Origin of the sequence: Lentzea sp. CC55 (assembly GCF_021056325.1) — a bacterium.
Lineage (GTDB): Bacteria > Actinomycetota > Actinomycetes > Mycobacteriales > Pseudonocardiaceae > Lentzea > Lentzea jiangxiensis.
In genome coordinates, this window is sequence record NZ_JAJCXE010000006.1 from 45,629 (window position 1) to 64,130 (window position 18,502).

The window sequence follows — 18,502 nt, forward strand, 5'->3', positions numbered from 1 at the left end:
TCGGGGCGCGGGGCCGGCGCCGCGGTGCAACCGTCCGGACGGCGGAAATCCGGGGCAAAGGCCGGTGGCCACCACACCAGGCAGCTCGCACAGGTGTTCCCGGCGTGGGATCATCGTGACTTCGGAGGTGATCGGTTTTGTGCGGTAGGTACGCCTCCACCAAGGACCCGGCGCTGCTGGCGGCCGAGTTCGACGCGGTGGACGGGACCGGCGACGAGGCACCAGGGGCGGACTACAACGTCGCTCCCACCAAGAACGTCATGGCCGTGGTCGAGCGCAAGCCGGAGGACGAGGAGCTGGAGCGCAGCATCCGCGTCCTGCGCTGGGGTCTCGTCCCGCACTGGGCCAAGGACCTCTCGGGCGCGGCGAAGATGATCAACGCGCGGGCCGAGACCGTGCTGAGCAAGCCCGCGTACAAGCAGTCGGCCACCAAGCGGCGCTGCATCATCCCCGCCGCCGGCTGGTACGAGTGGCAGCCGGGTGAGGGGCGCAAGCAGCCGTACTTCATGACGCTCGGGGATGACACGTCCCTGGCGATGGCGGGCATCTGGTCCGTGTGGTGGAAGGACGACGTTCCGACCGTCACGTGCGCGGTGCTCACCACGGAGTCCATCGGCGCGTTGACCGAGGTGCACAACCGCATGCCGTTGCTGCTGCCCCGGGACCGCTGGTCGGCGTGGCTCGACCCGACGTCGCTGGACCCGTCCGCACTGCTGAGCCCGGACCCGTCGCTCGTCGAGGCACTGGAGCTGCGCCCGGTCTCGACCGCCGTGAACAGCGTGAAGAACAACAACGCGTCCCTGCTCGAACGCGCAGAGCTGTCGTGACGACGCTGGTGGTGGACACGCCGCACGGCCCCGCGCGGGCCTCCCTGCACTGTGCCCACGAACCGCGGGCGGCGCTGCTGCTCGGCCACGGCGCCGGTGGTGGCGTCGAGGCCCCGGACCTGGTCGCCGCGTGCCACGCCGCCAACAAGGTCGGCGTGCACGTGGCGCTGGTCGAACAGCCCTACCGCGTCGCGGGCCGCCGTGCCCCGGCGCCCGCGAAGCAGCTCGACACCGCCTGGTTGTCCGTGGTGGACGACCTCGGCGAACGCTGGTTCGACGGCCTGCCCCTGGTGTTCGGGGGCCGGTCGTCGGGGGCGCGCGTGGCCTGCCGGACCTCGGTCGAGGGGCAGGCCGTGGCGGTGCTCTGCCTCGCGTTCCCGGTGCACCCGCCGGGCAAGCCGGAGAAGTCGCGGATGGCCGAGCTGGACGGTGTCGAGGTCGCCACGCTGGTCGTGCAGGGCGAGAACGACCCGTTCGGGCAGCCGAACCGCGCCCACCACCGCGAGGTCGTGCTGCTCAAGGACGACCACTCGCTGAAGGCGTCCGTGGCCGACGTGGGGCGGTCGGTCGGGGAGTGGCTCGACCGGGTGCTCCGGCCGCTCGACTGAATCGCCTGCTTCCCGCCTGCGCCGGCGCTACTGTCCGGCCCCATGACGGTTCTCGACGAGCAAGGCAGACCCGAACCTCCCACCGACGGCGACGAGTTCGCCACGCTGACCGGGTTCCTGGAGTTCCAGCGCGCGACCCTCGCGTGGAAGGTCGGCGGGCTGACCGCCCAGCAGCTCGCGCTCACCACCGCGAAGTCCGAGATGACCCTCGGCGGCCTGGTCAAGCACCTCGCCTACGTCGAGCAGCAGTGGTTCCACGTCGTGCTGCACGACCGCGAGCCGCTGGAGCCGTGGAAGAGCGTCGACTGGGAGGCCGACCACGACTGGGACTGGCACTCGGCCGCCGACCACACCGCCGAGGACCTGGTCGGGCTCTGGCAGGACGAGGTCGAGCGCTCCCGCAAGGCCGTCGCGGAGGCACTGGAGACCGGCGACCTGGGTCAGGCGGCCAAGCGCAAGCCGTGGCGCGACGACCGGACCGTGAGCCTGCGCTGGATCCTCACGCACATGGTCGAGGAGTACAGCCGCCACAACGGCCACGCCGACCTGCTCCGCGAGGCCGTCGACGGGCAGACGGGCGAATAGCCCCGGCCACCCGGACAGGGCCTCGGCCGAAAGTACGGCAGTTGTTCTCCGCGGCAACCGGAAGTGGATCAACGGCGTCACCTGTGTGTGGGGAAACGCCGATCGAGACGAATTCGGGAGAACACGTGAACAGGTTCCGCAAGTCCGCGACCATCGGGTCGCTGGTCGCCGCCGCCGCTCTGAGCCTCGCGGGAACGTCCGCGGCGCAAGCCGCCGGCACGCCGTCCGATGCGCCGTGGTGCACCGGTGACGACCTGGTGATCAGCGCCCACGACATGCGCCAGCGCGGCACCGAGTTCAAGGGGCACGAGATCAGGTTCGCCGCCGCCGAGGGCGTCACCTGCACGATCGGCGGCAGCCTGAGCAACGTGCGGTTCCTCGACGCCGAGGGGCAGGACATGAACGTCTCACTGACCGGTGGCCAGGGGGAGTACCGCGAAGCGACCGTCCACGGTTACCACCACGCCGTCGCCTACGCGGGCTCGCGGATCGACGGTCCGCGGGTGACCCCCGCGTTCATCCGGTTCGACCTGCCGGGCCAGGGCAGCCTCGGTGCCCGGATCACCACGGCGTGGCCGTCGTGGATCGGCTCGCCCGTGAGCTTCGGCAACATCGGCTGGCCGGTCAGCTAGGCACTGATCCCCGCGACCACCGCTCCGGTGAGCCGCACCAGGTCGGCGGGCGCGATCTCGACCTCGAGACCGCGCCTGCCGGCGCTGCAGAAGATCGTCTCGAACCCCGATGCCGACGCGTCGAGCACCACGGGCAGGCGCTTCTTCTGCCCGAGCGGGGAGATCCCGCCGGCGACGTAACCGGTCGCGCGCTCGGCGTCGGCGACCGCCGCCATCTTCGCCTTCTTGCCCTTCAGTGCGGCGGCGAGACCCTTCAGGTCGAGCTGGGCGGTCACCGGCACGACGCCGACCGCGAGTTTGCCGTCCACCTCGGCCACGAGCGTCTTGAACACTCGTCGCGGCACCAGCCCGAGCGCCTCCGCGGCCTCCAGCCCGTAGGACTCGTGGCGGGGGTCGTGCTCGTACGAGTGCAAGGTGTGCGCCACCCGCTGCTTGTCCAGCAGCGCTGTGGCGGGAGTCCCACGTCCGGCCATGCGGAATTACTACCAGCACCTCCGTTGTTGGTCAGAAAGTGGCAACGAACATGCTCGAGCGGTCACGCGTAGAGTCAGTCCCGACCCAGAACCTGTGGGAAGGGAGCGCGGTGCCCGCCACCGGCACGACAGAGACGACGGCGGAGCGCGCTGCGCGTTTCGAGCGCGACGCTATGCCCATGCTCGACCAGCTGTACTCGGCGGCCCTGCGCATGACGCGCAACCCGGCCGACGCCGAGGACCTGGTGCAGGAGACCTACCTCAAGGCCTACTCGGCGTTCGCGTCCTTCTCGGAAGGCACGAACCTCAAGGCGTGGCTGTACCGGATCCTGACGAACACCTACATCAACGGCTACCGCAAGAAGCAGCGCCAGCCCATCCAGCAGCCGACCGAGGAGATCACGGACTGGCAGCTCGCGCAGGCGGAGAGCCACACCTCGTCCGGCTTGCGCAGCGCCGAGGTCGAGGCACTCGACAACCTGCCCGACAGCGACGTCAAGGAAGCATTGCAGCGGTTGCCGGAGGAGTTCCGGATCGCGGTCTACCTCGCCGATGTCGAAGGCTTCGCGTACAAGGAGATCGCAGACATCATGGGCACCCCGATCGGCACGGTGATGTCCCGGTTGCACCGGGGCCGTCGCCAGCTCCGCGACATGCTGGCGGACGTCGCCCGTGACCGCGGTTTCCTCCGAGGCAGCAACGGAGACGCGTCATGAACTGCGGCGAACCCCACGACACCGACTGCTCAGAGGTGCTGAGCGAGGTCTGGCTGTTCCTCGACCAGGAATGCGACCAGTCCCGGCGCGCGGCCCTGCAGACGCACCTCGACGAGTGCCATCCGTGCCTGGAGCAGTTCGGGCTGGAGGAGCACCTCAAGGCGCTGCTGGCCCGCAAGTGCGGCGGCGACTACGCGCCGGCCGACCTCAAGGCACGCATCCGGGCGACGATCGTGGAGATCCGCGCCGAGGACTGAGCGTCCTCCAGCAAGACGAAAGGCCCTGGTCACCGTGGTGGTGTCCAGGGCCTTTCGCAGCACTCAGGCGTTGGGGCGCTTGCCTCGGTTGGCGCCGCCCTTTTTGCGGTCGCGGCGCTTGCGAGCACGCTTCGACATGGGTGTCTCCTAGGATCAGAACTGCTTCACCGACCAGTTTCTCATGGAGGAGTTCTGTCTACTCTCACGGACCTGCTGGCCGAGCACACCAAGCTCTCCGGCGCCGCCGTCGACCACCTGCAACTGGTCGTCGCCGAGTGGCAGCTCCTCTCGGACCTCTCGTTCGCGGACTTCCTCATGTACGTGCCGCTGGACGGCGAGAAGTTCCTCTGCGTCGCCCAGGCCCGTCCCACGACGGCGCCGACGGCCCACCCGGAGGACGTCGTCGGCAGCGAGGTCGACTCCGAGGAGCACCCGCAGCTGCGCCGGGCCATGGACGAGTCGCGGATCTGCCGCGAGGAGGACCCGCGCTGGCACCTCGGCGTGCCGGTGCGCCGGGAGACCATCCCGGTGCGGCTGGGGACGCAGGTGATCGCGGTGCTGAGCCGCAGCACGAACCTGGCCGTGCCGCGCGTGCCGTCGCCGCTGGAGATCTCCTACCTCGGCAGCGCGGCCGACCTGTGCCAGATGATCGCCGACGGCACGTTCCCCGCGCCCGAGCCCTCGCCGGACGTGCACACCAGCCCGCGCGTCGGTGACGGCCTGATCAGGCTCGACCCGTCCGGCGCGGTGGTGTTCGCCTCGCCGAACGCGCTGTCGGCCTACCACCGCATGGGGCACGCGTCCGACCTCGTGGGCGTGCACCTGGCGCCGTTGACGCGCAGCCTGATCGGCGATCCGTTCGACGCCACCGAGGTCGCCCAGCGCATCCGGCAGGCGCTGGACGGCCAGACGTCGATGCGCATGGAGGCCGAGTCGCGCCGCGGTGCCGCCGTGCTGTTCCGTTCGTTGCCCCTTCGGCCGCGCGGACAGGCCGCCGGCGCCATCGTGCTGTGCCGCGACGTCACCGAGGTCCGCCGGCGTGACCGGGCGTTGATGTCCAAGGACGCCACGATCCGCGAGATCCACCACCGGGTGAAGAACAACCTGCAGACCGTCGCGGCCCTGCTCCGGCTGCAAAGCCGCAGGCTGAGCAACCCGGAGGCGAAGGAGGCGCTCGCCGAGTCGGTGCGCCGTGTGACGTCCATCGCACTCGTCCACGAGACCCTGTCGATGTCCGTCGACGAGCGCGTGGACCTCGACGACGTGGTCGACAAGGTCATCCCGATGATGAGCGACGTCGCCGTCACGGAGACCCAGGTGAGCGTGCGCCGCGAGGGTGGTTTCGGCATCGTCCCCGCCGAGATCGCGACCCCGCTGGTGATGGTGCTGACCGAGCTCGTGCAGAACGCCTTCGAGCACGCCTACGCCCCTGGCCAGCGAGGGGAGGTCGTCGTGCATTCCGAGCGGACCGCGAAGTGGCTCGACGTGACGATCACCGACGACGGCAAGGGCCTTCCGCAGGGCTTCTCGCTGGAACGCACCGACCGGCTGGGTCTGCAGATCGTCCGGACCCTCGTCGATTCCGAATTGAGAGGCTCGTTGAGCTTGCGGCGAAGGCCTCGAGGCGGTACTGAGGCGGTCCTGCGCGTGCCGCTCAGAGGGCGGCGCTAAACTAACGCCGTGCACACGTGACGATCAGCCTCAGCGGTCTCACGTGGTCATGCGGGAGGGTGTGCAAACAAAAGAAGAAGCCCGACACCTGGCACGGTGTCGGGCTTCTTCTTATGTGCAGCTCTTGAGGCTAACTGCCTGCTCAGGCGTTGCTGCGGGCGCGCGTGCGAGCGTTGCGGCGCTTGAGGGCGCGGCGCTCGTCTTCGCTCATCCCGCCCCAGACGCCGGCGTCCTGGCCGCTCTCGAGCGCCCAGGCGAGGCAGTCGGAGACGACGGGGCAACGGCGGCAGACGGTCTTCGCCTCGGCGATCTGAAGCAGCGCGGGACCACTGTTCCCAACGGGGAAGAACAGCTCGGGGTCCTCGTCGCGGCAGATCGCGCGGTGGCGCCAGTCCATTGGAACTACTCCTCAGCTAGGCGCGCACAAAGGCACGCCGGTTGTCAGCGGTCGTTTTGGGGTGCTTGTGAATGCTTTCACGAACGGCTGGGATGTCAAGGGGTAAGCACTGACCCGGTGAGTGAACTCACCCAAAAGATCGACAGCGTTCACCTGGGGTTTCACGCTCTGCTGTCACTCGACTGCAGTACATCCCGGGTGGGTACCAGGACGGTCACGAACCGATCACGGACTGTCAAGTTGCTTAGACGGCAACAGTCAGCGCATCGGGAACCGCCCGGAACTCCACCGCCGTGGTCGTGCCGAGGAAGTCTCCGTCGACCTGGAGGTTCGCGGGCTCCTCGCACTTCACTCTGACATAGCCCACGTCATCGCGCCGAACGAGTTTCGCGCTCTTCGGATTGCCCGTCGCGAGGACCTGGGCGATGTAGCGCCCGACGGTGGGTACCCGCAAAGTCTCCAAAGCACTCAAACCGAGACCGCCGTCGAACGACGTGCTGGGATTGAGCTGGATCGGCTTGTCGCCGTAGTACGTCCACGGGTCGGTGTTCGACACGAACACCATGCCGACGTCGTCGAACGGCGGCTCGTCCGGGATCTCGACGGTGAAGTGCTGCGGCTTGCGCACGTTCTGCGCGTAGGCCTTGAGCGCGACGCTCAAATAGAGCGCGGGGCTCGCGTGGTGGCCTTTGGCGCGCTTGCGCTCCACGCCCGCGACGACGTCGGCGTCGAGACCCATGCCGGCGTTGAAGGTGAACCAGCGGCCGTCCGCGCCCTCGGCGACTTCCGCGAACACCTGGCCGAGCCCGATGCGGCGGCTGGTGCCGTGCTCGATCGCCTGCAGCAGGACGTGCGTGGCCTCGACCGGGTCGCGCGGGATGCCGAGGGCGCCGGCGAAGACGTTCGCCGACCCGCCGGGGACGACGCCGACCATGGGCGTGTCCGCACGGGCGCCGTCGCGCAGGACCCCGTTGACCACCTCGTTGACCGTGCCGTCGCCACCGTGGGCGATGACGAGGTCGAACCCGTCCGCGACGGCCTGATGCGCGGCGTCGGCGGCGTGTCCGCGATAAGAGGTCTCCACGACCTCGAGCTTCACGTCGCTGGCCAGTGCGTGCGCCAACACGTCACGGCCCGCCGGCGTCGTTGTAGTCGCCTGCGGGTTCACCACGAGAAGAGCGCGCACTACTTGAGGGTAAGACAATGCGTGACCATCGGCGTCTCGCATGTCCTCCCTCAGTGTGGCTCCAGCCTCACGAAAGTGGCGCAAGTCTCCCTTCCGTCGTACCGCGTCCCGCCTCGCAGCCGAGTGCACCCCGGGCGACCGCCGGCTCGCTGAAGGCCCCTTGATCTTCCCCCGCGGGACGTGCTTCCAGAGCCCTCCAACCGGGTGGCCTACGATCCGTGACCAGTACAGAACGTGAGGAAAGGTCTCCCGTGACCACTGGCACCCCGGCACCGCCGAACTCGGTGCGCGCCGCCGCCGCGCTCACCTTCCTGCAGGGCCTCGGCGGCATCGCGCTGGCCGTCGCGCTCGTCGTCCGCGTGCTGCAGGGAGCGCCCTCAGCAGGGCCGATCCTCGGCGCGGCCGGTGTGCTCGTCCTCTGGTTCGGCGGCGTGCTCTTCGCTTCGGTGATGTTGTTCCGCGGCCACACGGGTGCGCGCACGCCTGTGATCGTCACGCAGCTGCTCCTGCTCGGCTGCGCCTGGTACGCCTACGGACCGTCAGAACAGCCGTTGCTCGGCTCGCTGGGCGGCATCTACTGCGTCGTGGTGCTCGTGCTGCTCTTCACCAACGACGGCCGCAGGTGGGCGCTCGGCCTGACGGACGTCGCCGAAGGAGACAAAGCCGACTAACGGAGGGTGGTCACAGTCACACGGCCGGGTGAAGCTGTGGGTGGTTGCTTAACCACTCCCTGCTCTCACGAGGTGACCAACCATGCGTGTGATGACCGCGATCGCGGGCGCCTTCCTGGCGGCGCTCTCCCTCGCCCCCGCTACCGCCACGGCGGCTCCGGAGAACCCGGACATGTCGCCGATGATCATCGGTGGCAGCTACGCCCAGAACTTCCCGTACGCCGCTCGCCTGTTCTTCAACGGGCGGGAGAACTGCTCGGCCACGAAGATCGCGCCGAACTGGATCCTGACCGCCGAGCACTGCGTCTCGGGCAGCGGCACGTACACGTTCCGCGCGGGCAGCCTGGACCAGACCTCGGGCGGCCAGCTCGTGACGGCCACCCAGATCATCAAGCACCCGTCCGCGGACCTGGCGCTCGCGCGGGTCGGCACGGCGATGTCCTCGCCGTTCGCCCCGCTCGGCAACCCGGTCACGGTCGGCCAGACCGTGCAGCTCTACGGCTGGGGCGCCACCTGCACCAACCAGCCCGAGATCAACTGCCAGTCGCGCTACCTGAAGGTCGCGAACACCCGCGTCACGTCCACCAACGGCCGTGACTACCGCGGTGGCCAGGCCATCTCGGTGCAGCGGGTCGACGGCATCGCGGCCGGTGGCGACTCCGGTGGCCCGATGTTCGCGAACGGCCGCCAGGTCGGCGTCGCCTCGACGTCGGACCGCGCGACGCGCTCGAACTACACCAGCATCAACAACACCAGCTACCGGTCCTGGATCCGCCAGTACGCCGGTGTCTGACACACCCTGATCGACCTGCGGCGAACCCTGCGATGGCCCTCTGCTCCGGCAGGGGGCCATCACCCTTCGTGTTCACTAATTGGTGGATGGACACGAACGGAGTAGCCGGATACCGTGCCCCCAGCGTTCGCGCCGCTCGGGAGCAGGGTGAGGTGCGCAGTGCAGGACGGCCCGAAGCGGGTGACGACAAACGGGGGTTCCGAACGCCCGAACGCCGCCCGCCTGTTCGACTACTACCTCGGCGGAGCGCACAACTTCGCGGTTGACCGCGCGTTGGCCGAGGAGAGCATCGAGAAGTTCCCGGTGGCCGAGGTGGCGCGCACCATCAGGTCGTTCTCCCGCCGCGTCGTGCGGCTGTGCGTCGAGGAGTACGGCATCCGGCAGTTCCTCGACCTCGGCAGCGGCATCCCGACCGCCGGCAACGTCCACGAGGTCGCCCAGTCGATCGACCCGTCGTGCCGCGTCGTCTACGTCGACCACGACCCGGTCACCGTCGCCCACGCCCGCACGATGCTGCGCGACAACCTCTGCACCGCCATCGTGCAGTCGGACGTCGGTGACGTCGGCGCCGTGCTGCGCCACCCCGAGACGCGCCGCCTCATCGACTTCACCAAGCCGACCGCGCTCCTGATGATCGGCATCCTGGTGTACGTGACCGACGAGCCCGTCGGCGTCGTGGCGCGCTATCGGGCCGCTTTGAGCAAGGGCAGCATCCTCGCGTTGACGCACCTCACCAAGGACGTCGAACCCGAGCTCGTCGACCAGCTGGTCGCTCTGGGAGCCGCGGTCGGTTCGGAGCTCGTGCCGCGGTCCAAGCAGGACGTGGAGGAGTTCCTCTGCGGCCTGAAACTGCTGGAGCCCGGACTGGTCCTGGCCGCCCACTGGAGGGCCGACGGCGAGCTGCCCGGCACCTCCCCGGCCGCCGACGCGTCCACGTACGGCGCCGTGGGCATGGTCTAGGCCCCGTCATCCGGGTCCGGACACGGCGAAGGCCGGGCCGGAAGTACAGGTGACTTCCGGCCCGGCCTCCGCGACGGCTCTCTCAGCCCCGGTACGCGGCCTGCTGGCCGGCGAGGGCGGCCGGGCCGCGGTACTGCGCGCCACCGAACGCGAGGATCGCGTAGCCGATGACGCTGAACAGCCACAGGCCGACGACGCCGAAGACGGTGTCCTTGGCGAAGGACTTCGCGACGTCGATCGAGACGATCAGCGCCATGACGATGTTCACGAACGGGATCAGGAACAGGACCAGCCACCAGCCCGGACGGCCCGCGACCTTCAGCCACACGTAGATGTTGTAGATCGGGATGATCGCCGCCCAGCCGGGCTGACCGGCCTTGGTGAAGACCTTCCAGAACACCACGACGGTGAAGACGAGGAAGGCGAGGTAGATGATCGTCCCGACGATGCCGATGCCGGCGGCCGCGTTCGGGTCGATGGTGCTCGGGTCAGTGCCCACGGTCGTTCCTTCTTTCCACGCTTGCTTGTGCCGGGGGATCGGCGAGCGGGGACGCTGCCAGCACCGCGGACCCGTCCTGTGTGGAATTCCCGTTTCGTGAGCCTTTCGAGACCATTCGTCAACCTTCAGCGTGGAGAGCCGAGCTCCTTCAGAGCCTCGTCGGCCACCCGCATGACCGTCCACTCGTCCATCGGGACGGCGCCGAGCTTCTTGTAGAAGCCGATGCTCGGCTCGTTCCAGTTGAGGACCCACCACTGGAACCGCGTGTAGCCCCTGGCGACGCACTCCTGTGCGAGTGTCTCCAGCAGCTGCCTGCCGATGCCGCTGCCGCGGTGCTCCGGCGTGACGTAGAGGTCCTCGAGGTAGATGCCGTGCACGCCGTCCCACGTCGAGAAGTTCAGGAACCACAACGCGATCCCGACGACCTCACCGTCCACTTCGGCCACGTGGCCGAACAGCGCGGGGCTGTCGTCGAACAGCGCGGTGTGCAACTGTTCCGACGTGAGGTGGCACTGCTCCGGCGCCTTCTCGTAGAGCGCCAGCTCGTGCACCAGCCGCACGACCGCGTCGACGTCGCGCGGTTCCACCCTCCTGATCATCACACCTCCCAGGCGGGCACGTTGAGCCTGCGCACCTGCGGGTCGCCCCGCTCGTCGCCCAGCTGGCAGGTGCCGGCCGGGTCCAGTCCGAAGTGGACGCCCTGGTCGGGCGCCAGTCCGAGCCACGCGGCGATCAGCACGCGGCTGAAGTGCCCGTGCCCCACGAGCACGACGTCACCGCCGGGCAGGATCCTGCGCACGTCGCCGAGAACCTTGCGCGCCCGCTCCTGCACCTCCGCGTGCGTCTCCCCGTTGGGCATCGGGTGCGTCCACACCGTCCAGCCGGGAACCCGCTCGCGGATCTGCGGCGTGGTGATGCCCTCGTAGTCGCCGTAGTCCCACTCGGCCAGGTCCTCGGTCGTCCCGCTGATCTCCAGCCCGGCGAGCGCCGCCGTCCTGGTTGCGCGCTGCCGCGGGCTCGTCAGCACGAGCGCCGGCGCCTGGTCCGTGCCTCTCAGCCGGGCGAGCGTCGCGCCCGCCCGGCGTGCCTGCTGCTCGCCCTCGGGCGTCAGTTCGATGTCAGTGCGTCCCGTGTGCCTGCCGCTCTCGGACCACTCGGTCTGGCCGTGGCGCAGCAGGTAGAGGTGGGTGCTCACCTGTTCGATCCTAAGCAGTGACGGGGCCCACGTTTGGACGAGTCCACCTCCGAGGTACATCACTCCCCATGACCGCCGAGCACCCCGACCACGGCGCACCCGACGAAGTCGACGCCCAGGAGATCCGCGAGGCCTTCGGAGTCCGCGTCGCCCGCATCCGGACGGAACTGACCTCCACCTGGAACAAGCTGAGCCAGAACGAGTGGGACGGCGACATCAGAGGCAGTTGAGGTTCGCTGTCGGCTGGTCCGGTAGTGCGCTTATAGGGAAAATCTCTCGGCGTTGGGCCGAATGGCGCACGACGCCCGGCTGTTTGTCGTTTCGCATGGCAGATTCCCGCCGGTAACGCCTCCCGGGCGCGGTGAGGCCTCGCTAGAACGGAGTGGATCGTCCTTTACGAGGGGGACCCGCTCATGCGTCGCACAGTCGCGCTCCTGGTACCTGTCCTGCTGGCCGCGGTCCTCCCCGCGCTGCCCGCCTCGGCCGCGCCGGAACCGCCTTCGTCCCGCTGGACCGTCTCCGGTGACGAGATCCGCTGGACCACGGCCACGCCGATGCCGGTGCTCGACGCCGGCGTGGAGTTCTGGGAGGGCGACCGGTTCCTCGGCCGGGCCCGCGAGTCGGCGGACCTGCGGTCGTTCACGGTGGGAGCGGCACCGCGGGATCCGGCGGCGCTGCAGGTGCGGTCGGCGGGCAGGCGCCTGGACGTGGTGGAGCCGTCGCCACCCGCGCTGTCCGCACCCGCGCTGCCCGCGTCGCTGCCGGAAGCGGCGGTGGACCCGGGCGAGCCCGGGCCGTACGCCACGGAAACCGGCGAGTACGCGCTCGACCCGGTCAGGCTGCCCGGCTACGCGACGCCGATCGAGGTGGAGGCCGTCGTCGTCGCGCCGAAGGGTGCCGGGGGCGACCGGCCACTCGTGCTCTTCCTGCACGGCAGGCACTTCACCTGCTACAGCAGGACGAACCCGGACCAGATCAGCCTGGACTGGCCGTGCCCCGGCGGACTGACGTCCGTGCCGAGCCACCGCGGTTACCTGAAAGCGCAGGAACTGCTGGCATCGCAGGGGTACCTGACGGTGTCGATCTCCGCCAACGGCATCAACGCCCAGGACGCGTCGACCGCCGACGCGGGGGCGCAGGCGAGGTCGTCGCTGGTGCGCCACCACCTCGCGAAGTGGGCCGACTGGTCGGGGGCCGGACGCACCTCGGCGCCCGGCGCGGTGAAGGCGCTGCCCGCGGCGGACATGTCGAAGGTGCTGCTCGTGGGCCACTCGCGCGGCGGCGAGGGCGTCAACCGCGCCGCCACCGACAGCCTCACCCCGCCACCCGGCGACACGGGGTTCGAGGGGCCGGTGCGCTGGAACATCCGCGGCGACGTGCTGATCGGGCCGACGATCTTCGGCCACAACCCGGCGCCGGACGTGCCCTCGGTGACGTTCCTGCCGGGCTGCGACGGTGACGTGTCCGACCTGCAGGGGCAGATGTTCCTGGACCAGACGCGCGGCCTGAGCCGCGGCGAGGCGTTGCACAGCGCGCTCTACATGGTCGGCGCGAACCACAACTACTTCAACAGCGAATGGACCCCCGGCCAGGCAGAGGCGCCCGCGTTCGACGACTTCTGGCCGGGCCAGCAGCCCGACCCGATCTGCACACCGGGCGCGCCGACCAGGCTGACCGCGCAGCAGCAGCAAGCCGCCGGCGCCACCTACGTCGCGGCGTCCGCGGCCCTGTTCCTGGCCGGTGACCAGTCGGTCCTGCCGCTGCTCGACGGCACGGGTGTCCGCGCCCCGTCCGCCGACCCCGCCCGCGTGCTCTCCCACGCCCTCGGCGCCGGCCGCCGGGCGTTCGTGGTGCCGGACGGGTCCACCGCGGCCACCGGCTCGGCGCGGGTGTGCGAGCAGGTCTCGCGCGACGCGGCGGTGACGTGCGGCACCGCCCGTTCCCCGCACTTCGTCGGCTTCCGCTTCGCCTCGGTGCAACCGGAACGCCTGGCGGTGGCGCTGAAGTGGTCGGCCGCGGGGCAGGCCGGTGTCGTCACGCCTGCCGCCCCGGTGTCCCTGGCCGGCTCCACCGACCTGGCGCTGCGCCTCGCGGTCCCGGGAAACGCCGCGGCCGCGAGGTTCGGTGTCGTCTTGAACGACCAGAGCGGACGGAAGCACTCGCTGGGTTCCGTTTCGGTGGCGGGACTTCCGTCCTCGGAACGCACGAGCTCGTTGTGGGCGCAGGAAGTGCGGGTGCCGCTGCCGTCCGGGCTCGGGCAGGTGGCGTCGCTGGAACTGGTGCCGGAGTCGGCGTCCGGCGAGGCGTGGCTGATCGACGCCTACGGCTGGAGCCAGGGGCTCGTTCCCGTGACTCCCGTGCGCGTGCCCAGGGTCGACGCCACCCTCGTCGCGGTGGACGAGGGCAACTCCGGCACGCAGACGCACAACATGGTCGTCACCGCCGATGGTGACGGCACGCGCGTGATCCGGTTGTTCCACACCGAAGCGCAGACGCCGAAGACCCGGCTGGTGACGCTGGCGCCCGGCCAGACCCGCGCCGAGGTGCCGCTCACGTTCGCCGGCAACACCAGGTGGAGCAGCGACGTCCTCAACACCGTCGCGGTGCAGGCGATCTCCAACGTCGTGGTCGGTTCGGCGGTCGGCGGCCTGCTGGTGCGCAACGACGACCCGGCGCCCCGGATCACGGCCACCCCCGTCGCCGGCAGCGTGGCCGAGGGTGGCGCGTTGAAGTGGAAGCTGACGCTGTCCGAGGCCGCCGACTCGGCGTTCTCGGTCAGCGGTGTGCCGCTGGCGCCCGCCTCCGGCACCGAACTGTCCACAACGGACGTCAACGCCGACTGGCTGCTCCGCAACTCCGGGGAGGCGGCGCTGCCCTCACGACCGCTGTCGGCCACCCGGCTCGAGCTGTACGTGTCGATCCCGGCCGGGCAGACGTCCGCCGAGGTGTCGGTGCCCACCGTGACCGACACCTCGGCGGAGGGCGGGGAGTCGGTGCGGCTGAGGTTCACCGGGGTGTCGCCGACCGGCGTCGAGTTCGAGGTGACGGGGGAGGTCACCGAGGCGGCGTGACGCTGCGCGGGTGGTTGCCCCGGACGAGTCAAGGGTTCCCTCAGGACACCTCGGTCGATGCCGGCGGAGGTGTGCGCCGCAGCAGGAGAACGACGAACCCGAGGAATCCGCGGTAGCCGCCCAGCCAGCTGGTGCGGTGGGTCGTCGACATCCGGAGGGCGAGGTCGCTGTCCGGGTGGTCGGGGTTGTCGAGAGCCCACCGGGCGAGGGTGCCGGTCCAGCACCACCCGTACTCGTCCCACTCCGCTGTGGTGCTGATGTACCCGTAGATCGGTGTCCACCCGTCGGCGACGACCTGGGCCACGGTGGTCGGGAGATCCGCGTACTTCTGCGGACCGTCCTCCAGTTCCGCGCGGACGGCAGCGTCGGGCTCGCGCTCCCAGAAGCAGTCGCCCAGCAGGAGCATCCCGTCCTCGGCGAGATGCTCCCGAGCGGCGTTCAACGTCTCGAGCAGCCCGCCGAACGCGTAGGCGGCTCCCACGCTGAGCACCAGGTCCGCTTTCCTGGTCGACCGGTACTCGGCGACGTCCTGGCGGCGCAGTTCGAGCCGATCCTCCAGGCCGAGCCGGGCGGCCTCGCTGAGGACGTGGTCGAAGCCTTCACCCGAGATGTCGACACCGACAGCCGTGGCGCCGCCGTGCGCCTGTAGCGCGCGCAGCAACCAGGTGCCGTCGCCGCAGCCCAGGTCGAGCAGGTGGTCGTCCTGCCCGCGGATGGCCCGGCGGAGGAGGTGTTCCACTGTGCTGTCGCTCAGCGGAGCCGATATCGGATGGTCTGCGTGCGCGAGAGCGCTGAGTTCGCGTCGGCCCATCAGCGCTGTCTAGCAGAACGCGGATCTTGTGTCGCCGGTGTTCGGCGGTGGTGGTCTCGGCGCTGTCCGGACCGAGTCGAGCCGTGCTGGACCCCGGAAGACGAGAAACGACGCTGACCTGCGAGAATTTGTCCGCTGGTCAGCGTCGTCGACAAGGCTCCGAACTCAGCCCTGCTTGGTCTCCCAGAAGATCTTGTCGATCTGCGCGATCAGGTCCAGCAGCTGCTGGCCCGTCGCCGGGTCCATCGAGCCCTTGGTGCCCGACGCACCCGCGGCCTTGGTGGCGCGGTTGAACAGGTCGTGCAGCTCGGGGTACTTCTCGAAGTGCGGCGGCTTGAAGTAGTCCGTCCACAGCACCCACAGGTGGTGCTTGACGAGCTCGCTGCGCTGCTCCTTGATCAGGACGGCGCGCTCCCGGAACTCCGGGTCCTCGTTGGCCTGGTACTTCTCCTGGACCGCCTTGACCGACTCGGCCTCGATGCGGGCCTGAGCGGGGTCGTAGACGCCGCAGGGCAGGTCGCAATGCGCGGTCGCCTCGACGCGCGGGCGGAGAATGCGCGACACGAGTCGCATCGTTCCTCCCAGAGTGAAAACAGTGGATGCTCCGACAGGGAGGAACCCTACTCCGGCTGAGCGGAAGGTGATCGTTGAGACCGCGTCTGTCGACGGTGCTCGTCAAGGGGCCGTCCATGGTGCCTGCCCTGAGGAACGACGACATCGTGCTGGTCAGGTGGGGTGCGAGGCCCCGTCCGAACGACATCGTGCTGGTCCGGTGGGGCAGCCGGCCGGGGCAGCTGTCGATCAAGCGCGCCTCCCACGAAGTGGACGGGGGGTGGCACGTGGTGGGGGACAACCCGTTCGCGAGCACCGACTCCGAACACCTCGGACCTGCGGAAGTGCTCGGAGTCGTCAAAGCTCGACTATGGCCGAGGCCGACTCTCAGGCCTTGATAGACGCGTACAGGGCGAGGCAGTCCTCGTAGCGCGGCAGCACGCCGGCCTCGTAGGCCTCGGACAGGGTGGGGGCGGCGGTGTCCTTCTCCGAGAGCAGGAACTCGAGCTCGCGCGGCCACGGCAGGTCCAGCGCCGGGTCGAGCGGGGTCAGGCCGTGCTCGCCGGACGGGTTGTAGACCGTGGAGCAGAGGTAGTTCATGGTCGTGTCGTCCTCTAGCGCGATCATCGCGTGGCCGAGGCCCTCGGCGAGGTAGACCGCGTTGCACTTCTTCGAGTCGACGAGCACCGCGTCCCACTGGCCGAAGGTGGGGGAGCCGACCCGGATGTCGACGACCACGTCGATGAACGAGCCGCGCGGGCAGAAGACGTACTTGGCCTGGGAGGGCGGCACGTCCGCGTAGTGGATGCCCCTGATCGTCCCGGCGCGGGAGACGCTGTGGTTGGTCTGGGCGACCCGCATGGGGTGCCCGACCGCCTCGACGAAGGCGGCTTCCTGGTACGGCGAGACGAACACGCCGCGGTCGTCGGGGAACGTGCGGGGGGTGAACTCCCACGCGCCGTCAATTTTCAGCGAACTCGCCAGCATGTCGTCACTCTAAGGCGTCAATCTTTCTTGACCGATCGGGTGCTTCCTGCCAGCAGAAACTGACCGGTCGGTTCAGAAAACCGGACGGACGTCTTGCTACATGCCCTCTGACCTGCGGAAAAAGTGTGATCCCCGCCGCAGACAGAGACGCGCGACCCTGCCACACTTCCCGTCACCCGCAGCACTCGGACAGTTCTCCGACGCAACTCGTCGGAGGTCGTCGACCGAGTTTCCAGGCCCCGTGTACCCGGTGTGACAACGCTGGGACGGTGCGCCGTTTGGTGATGAGCCCACGTTGGGCCACTACGCCGCCCGCACCGCAGGAGGGACGCCGTGACAGCAGTGAACGAAGCCCGTACCGAGAACTCCGATCCGACGACGCTGACGGACGAGGAGATCTTCAACGCGCACCTGGGCGGGAAGCTCGAGGTCGGCGCGACCGCCTCGCTCGCTGACCCGAAGGCGCTGTCCATCGCGTACACGCCCGGTGTCGCACGGGTGAGCCAGGCCATCGCCCGGGACGCCTCCCTGGCCGCGAAGTACACGTGGGCGCACCGCCTGGTCGCCGTCGTGAGCGACGGCACCGCCGTGCTCGGCCTCGGCGACATCGGCCCGAGCGCGTCGCTGCCCGTCATGGAGGGCAAGTCCGCGCTGTTCAAGACGTTCGGCGGCCTCGACTCCATCCCGCTCGTGCTGAACACGACGGACGTGGACGAGATCGTCGAGACGCTCGTCCGGCTGCGCCCGTCGTTCGGCGCGGTCAACCTCGAGGACGTCTCCGCGCCGCGCTGCTTCGAGCTGGAGCAGAAGCTGATCGAGGCGCTCGACTGCCCCGTCATGCACGACGACCAGCACGGCACGGCCGTCGTGTCGCTGGCCGCGCTCAACGGCGCGAACACCGTCCTCGGCAAGAACATCGGCGACCAGCGGGTGGTCATCTCCGGTGCGGGCGCGGCGGGCATCGCGATCGCCAAGATCCTCCTCGCCGCCGGTGCCGGTGACATCACGCTGCTCGACTCGCGCGGCATCGTCCGCGCGGGCCGCGCCGGTCTCAACCCGGTCAAGGAGGAGATCGCGGCGGTCACGAACAAGGCGAACCTCGACGGCGGCATCGACGTGGCGCTGCGCGGCGCGGACGTCTTCATCGGCGTGTCGTCCTCCAAGGTCTCCGAGGACCTGATCGCGAGCATGGCGGCCGGCTCGATCGTCTTCGCGCTGTCGAACCCGGACCCCGAGGTGCACCCGGAGGTCGCCGCCCGGCACGCCGCGATCGTGGCCACCGGACGCAGCGACTTCCCGAACCAGATCAACAACGTGCTCGCGTTCCCCGGCATTTTCCGCGGGGCTCTCGACGCGGGTGCGCGACGGATCACGGAAGGCATGAAGCTCGCCGCCGCGGATGCCATTCTCGCCGTCGCGAAAGATGATTTGGGCCCAGACCGAATTGTTCCCTCGGCATTGGACCCGCGCGTCGGACCCGAGGTCGCGGCGGCTGTCGCCGTGGCCGCGAAGGCCGACGGAGTCGCCTGATCAAGCCCTGATCAGGCACTCGCATTTGCCACCCATGTGCAAGTTCGCGGGAAGCGGAACCACGAACGTGGCTTTTCGTTA

General features: G+C 69.5%; 24 protein-coding genes. 14 read left to right on the forward strand and 10 right to left on the reverse strand.

Annotated features, from left to right (window positions below; genetic code table 11):
* Nucleotides 1-137: 137 nt before the first annotated feature.
* The 4 genes from L6E10_RS04265 (at nt 138) to L6E10_RS04280 (ending at nt 2,652) form a co-directional block, all read left to right on the forward strand.
* Nucleotides 138-827, forward strand: a complete 690-nt coding sequence (locus L6E10_RS04265; protein WP_236216993.1) for an SOS response-associated peptidase — start codon at nt 138-140, stop codon at nt 825-827.
* Nucleotides 824-1,435 (forward strand): alpha/beta family hydrolase, encoded by a 612-nt coding sequence (locus L6E10_RS04270; protein ID WP_236216995.1) that lies wholly within the window; start codon nt 824-826, stop codon nt 1,433-1,435. Before L6E10_RS04265 ends, L6E10_RS04270 begins: the two co-directional genes overlap by 4 nt.
* 42 nt (nt 1,436-1,477) lie before the next feature.
* Complete coding sequence (locus L6E10_RS04275; protein ID WP_236216997.1) at nt 1,478-2,020, forward strand: DinB family protein; 543 nt, start codon at nt 1,478-1,480, stop codon at nt 2,018-2,020.
* Between the two features lie 125 nt (nt 2,021-2,145).
* On the forward strand, nt 2,146-2,652 hold the full coding sequence (locus tag L6E10_RS04280) for a hypothetical protein (protein WP_236216999.1): 507 nt from the start codon (nt 2,146-2,148) through the stop codon (nt 2,650-2,652).
* On the opposite strand, the gene ybaK is transcribed toward L6E10_RS04280, so the two are convergent.
* Nucleotides 2,649-3,125: a Cys-tRNA(Pro) deacylase gene (gene ybaK, locus L6E10_RS04285; protein WP_236217001.1), complete on the reverse strand. Its 477-nt coding sequence runs from the start codon at nt 3,123-3,125 to the stop codon at nt 2,649-2,651. The genes L6E10_RS04280 and ybaK overlap by 4 nt on opposite strands.
* Before the next feature lie 50 nt (nt 3,126-3,175).
* On the opposite strand from ybaK, the gene L6E10_RS04290 reads away from it, so the two are divergent.
* Both L6E10_RS04290 and rsrA read left to right on the forward strand, forming a co-directional pair.
* Nucleotides 3,176-3,841 (forward strand): sigma-70 family RNA polymerase sigma factor, encoded by a 666-nt coding sequence (locus tag L6E10_RS04290; RefSeq protein WP_236217002.1) that lies wholly within the window; start codon nt 3,176-3,178, stop codon nt 3,839-3,841.
* Nucleotides 3,838-4,098, forward strand: a complete 261-nt coding sequence (rsrA, locus tag L6E10_RS04295) for a mycothiol system anti-sigma-R factor (RefSeq protein ID WP_090094980.1) — start codon at nt 3,838-3,840, stop codon at nt 4,096-4,098. The genes L6E10_RS04290 and rsrA overlap by 4 nt, the downstream gene beginning before the upstream one ends.
* Before the next feature lie 63 nt (nt 4,099-4,161).
* On the opposite strand, the gene L6E10_RS41140 is transcribed toward rsrA, so the two are convergent.
* Nucleotides 4,162-4,236, reverse strand: coding sequence for a 50S ribosomal protein bL37 (locus tag L6E10_RS41140; RefSeq protein ID WP_369809028.1), 75 nt, complete (start codon nt 4,234-4,236; stop codon nt 4,162-4,164).
* Nucleotides 4,237-4,290: 54 nt separating this feature from the next.
* On the opposite strand from L6E10_RS41140, the gene L6E10_RS04300 reads away from it, so the two are divergent.
* Nucleotides 4,291-5,769, forward strand: coding sequence for a sensor histidine kinase (locus L6E10_RS04300; RefSeq protein WP_236217084.1), 1,479 nt, complete (start codon nt 4,291-4,293; stop codon nt 5,767-5,769).
* Nucleotides 5,770-5,911: 142 nt separating this feature from the next.
* Here the strand turns inward: L6E10_RS04300 and L6E10_RS04305 are convergent, their stop codons facing one another.
* Together L6E10_RS04305 and L6E10_RS04310 are read right to left on the reverse strand one after the other, a co-directional pair.
* Nucleotides 5,912-6,166: a WhiB family transcriptional regulator gene (locus L6E10_RS04305; RefSeq protein WP_015104912.1), complete on the reverse strand. Its 255-nt coding sequence runs from the start codon at nt 6,164-6,166 to the stop codon at nt 5,912-5,914.
* A gap of 244 nt (nt 6,167-6,410) precedes the next feature.
* Nucleotides 6,411-7,352 carry a diacylglycerol kinase family protein gene (locus tag L6E10_RS04310; protein ID WP_236217004.1) on the reverse strand — a complete coding sequence of 314 codons (942 nt, stop codon included), beginning with the start codon at nt 7,350-7,352 and terminating at the stop codon, nt 6,411-6,413.
* Nucleotides 7,353-7,603: 251 nt separating this feature from the next.
* Between L6E10_RS04310 and L6E10_RS04315 the strand changes: the two genes are divergently transcribed.
* The 3 genes from L6E10_RS04315 to L6E10_RS04325 all read left to right on the forward strand — a co-directional run bounded on the left by L6E10_RS04315 (nt 7,604) and on the right by L6E10_RS04325 (nt 9,776).
* Nucleotides 7,604-8,023 (forward strand): hypothetical protein, encoded by a 420-nt coding sequence (locus L6E10_RS04315; RefSeq protein WP_236217006.1) that lies wholly within the window; start codon nt 7,604-7,606, stop codon nt 8,021-8,023.
* A gap of 82 nt (nt 8,024-8,105) precedes the next feature.
* Nucleotides 8,106-8,816 carry a trypsin-like serine protease gene (locus L6E10_RS04320; RefSeq protein ID WP_236217008.1) on the forward strand — a complete coding sequence of 237 codons (711 nt, stop codon included), beginning with the start codon at nt 8,106-8,108 and terminating at the stop codon, nt 8,814-8,816.
* 180 nt (nt 8,817-8,996) lie between these two features.
* Entirely contained in the window at nt 8,997-9,776 is a 780-nt protein-coding gene (locus tag L6E10_RS04325; protein WP_236217010.1) for an SAM-dependent methyltransferase, read from the forward strand.
* Nucleotides 9,777-9,858: 82 nt separating this feature from the next.
* On the opposite strand, the gene L6E10_RS40175 is transcribed toward L6E10_RS04325, so the two are convergent.
* The 3 genes from L6E10_RS40175 to L6E10_RS04340 all read right to left on the reverse strand — a co-directional run bounded on the left by L6E10_RS40175 (nt 9,859) and on the right by L6E10_RS04340 (nt 11,470).
* Nucleotides 9,859-10,275, reverse strand: a complete 417-nt coding sequence (locus L6E10_RS40175; RefSeq protein ID WP_236217012.1) for a DUF5684 domain-containing protein — start codon at nt 10,273-10,275, stop codon at nt 9,859-9,861.
* Between the two features lie 125 nt (nt 10,276-10,400).
* A complete protein-coding gene (locus L6E10_RS04335; protein ID WP_236217014.1) occupies nt 10,401-10,874 on the reverse strand; it encodes a GNAT family N-acetyltransferase in 474 nt (157 codons plus the stop codon).
* Complete coding sequence (locus tag L6E10_RS04340; protein WP_236217016.1) at nt 10,874-11,470, reverse strand: histidine phosphatase family protein; 597 nt, start codon at nt 11,468-11,470, stop codon at nt 10,874-10,876. Before L6E10_RS04340 ends, L6E10_RS04335 begins: the two co-directional genes overlap by 1 nt.
* A gap of 68 nt (nt 11,471-11,538) precedes the next feature.
* Between L6E10_RS04340 and L6E10_RS04345 the strand changes: the two genes are divergently transcribed.
* Nucleotides 11,539-11,700 carry a hypothetical protein gene (locus L6E10_RS04345; RefSeq protein WP_236217018.1) on the forward strand — a complete coding sequence of 54 codons (162 nt, stop codon included), beginning with the start codon at nt 11,539-11,541 and terminating at the stop codon, nt 11,698-11,700.
* Nucleotides 11,701-11,883: 183 nt separating this feature from the next.
* Entirely contained in the window at nt 11,884-14,541 is a 2,658-nt protein-coding gene (locus L6E10_RS04350) for a S9 family peptidase (RefSeq protein ID WP_236217020.1), read from the forward strand.
* Nucleotides 14,542-14,581: 40 nt separating this feature from the next.
* Here the strand turns inward: L6E10_RS04350 and L6E10_RS04355 are convergent, their stop codons facing one another.
* Nucleotides 14,582-15,280, reverse strand: a complete 699-nt coding sequence (locus L6E10_RS04355; protein ID WP_236217021.1) for a cyclopropane-fatty-acyl-phospholipid synthase family protein — start codon at nt 15,278-15,280, stop codon at nt 14,582-14,584.
* Nucleotides 15,281-15,517: 237 nt separating this feature from the next.
* Nucleotides 15,518-15,925, reverse strand: a complete 408-nt coding sequence (gene sodN / locus L6E10_RS04360) for a superoxide dismutase, Ni (RefSeq protein ID WP_065916284.1) — start codon at nt 15,923-15,925, stop codon at nt 15,518-15,520.
* A gap of 95 nt (nt 15,926-16,020) precedes the next feature.
* Between sodN and L6E10_RS04365 the strand changes: the two genes are divergently transcribed.
* Complete coding sequence (locus L6E10_RS04365; RefSeq protein ID WP_308102661.1) at nt 16,021-16,302, forward strand: S24 family peptidase; 282 nt, start codon at nt 16,021-16,023, stop codon at nt 16,300-16,302.
* Here L6E10_RS04365 and L6E10_RS04370 read toward each other — a convergent pair.
* Entirely contained in the window at nt 16,292-16,891 is a 600-nt protein-coding gene (locus L6E10_RS04370; protein WP_236217022.1) for a dTDP-4-dehydrorhamnose 3,5-epimerase family protein, read from the reverse strand. The two genes, L6E10_RS04365 and L6E10_RS04370, sit on opposite strands and share 11 nt — an antisense overlap.
* Nucleotides 16,892-17,224: 333 nt before the next feature.
* On the opposite strand from L6E10_RS04370, the gene L6E10_RS04375 reads away from it, so the two are divergent.
* Nucleotides 17,225-18,421, forward strand: a complete 1,197-nt coding sequence (locus L6E10_RS04375) for an NADP-dependent malic enzyme (RefSeq protein WP_374235798.1) — start codon at nt 17,225-17,227, stop codon at nt 18,419-18,421.
* Nucleotides 18,422-18,502 lie beyond the last annotated feature (81 nt).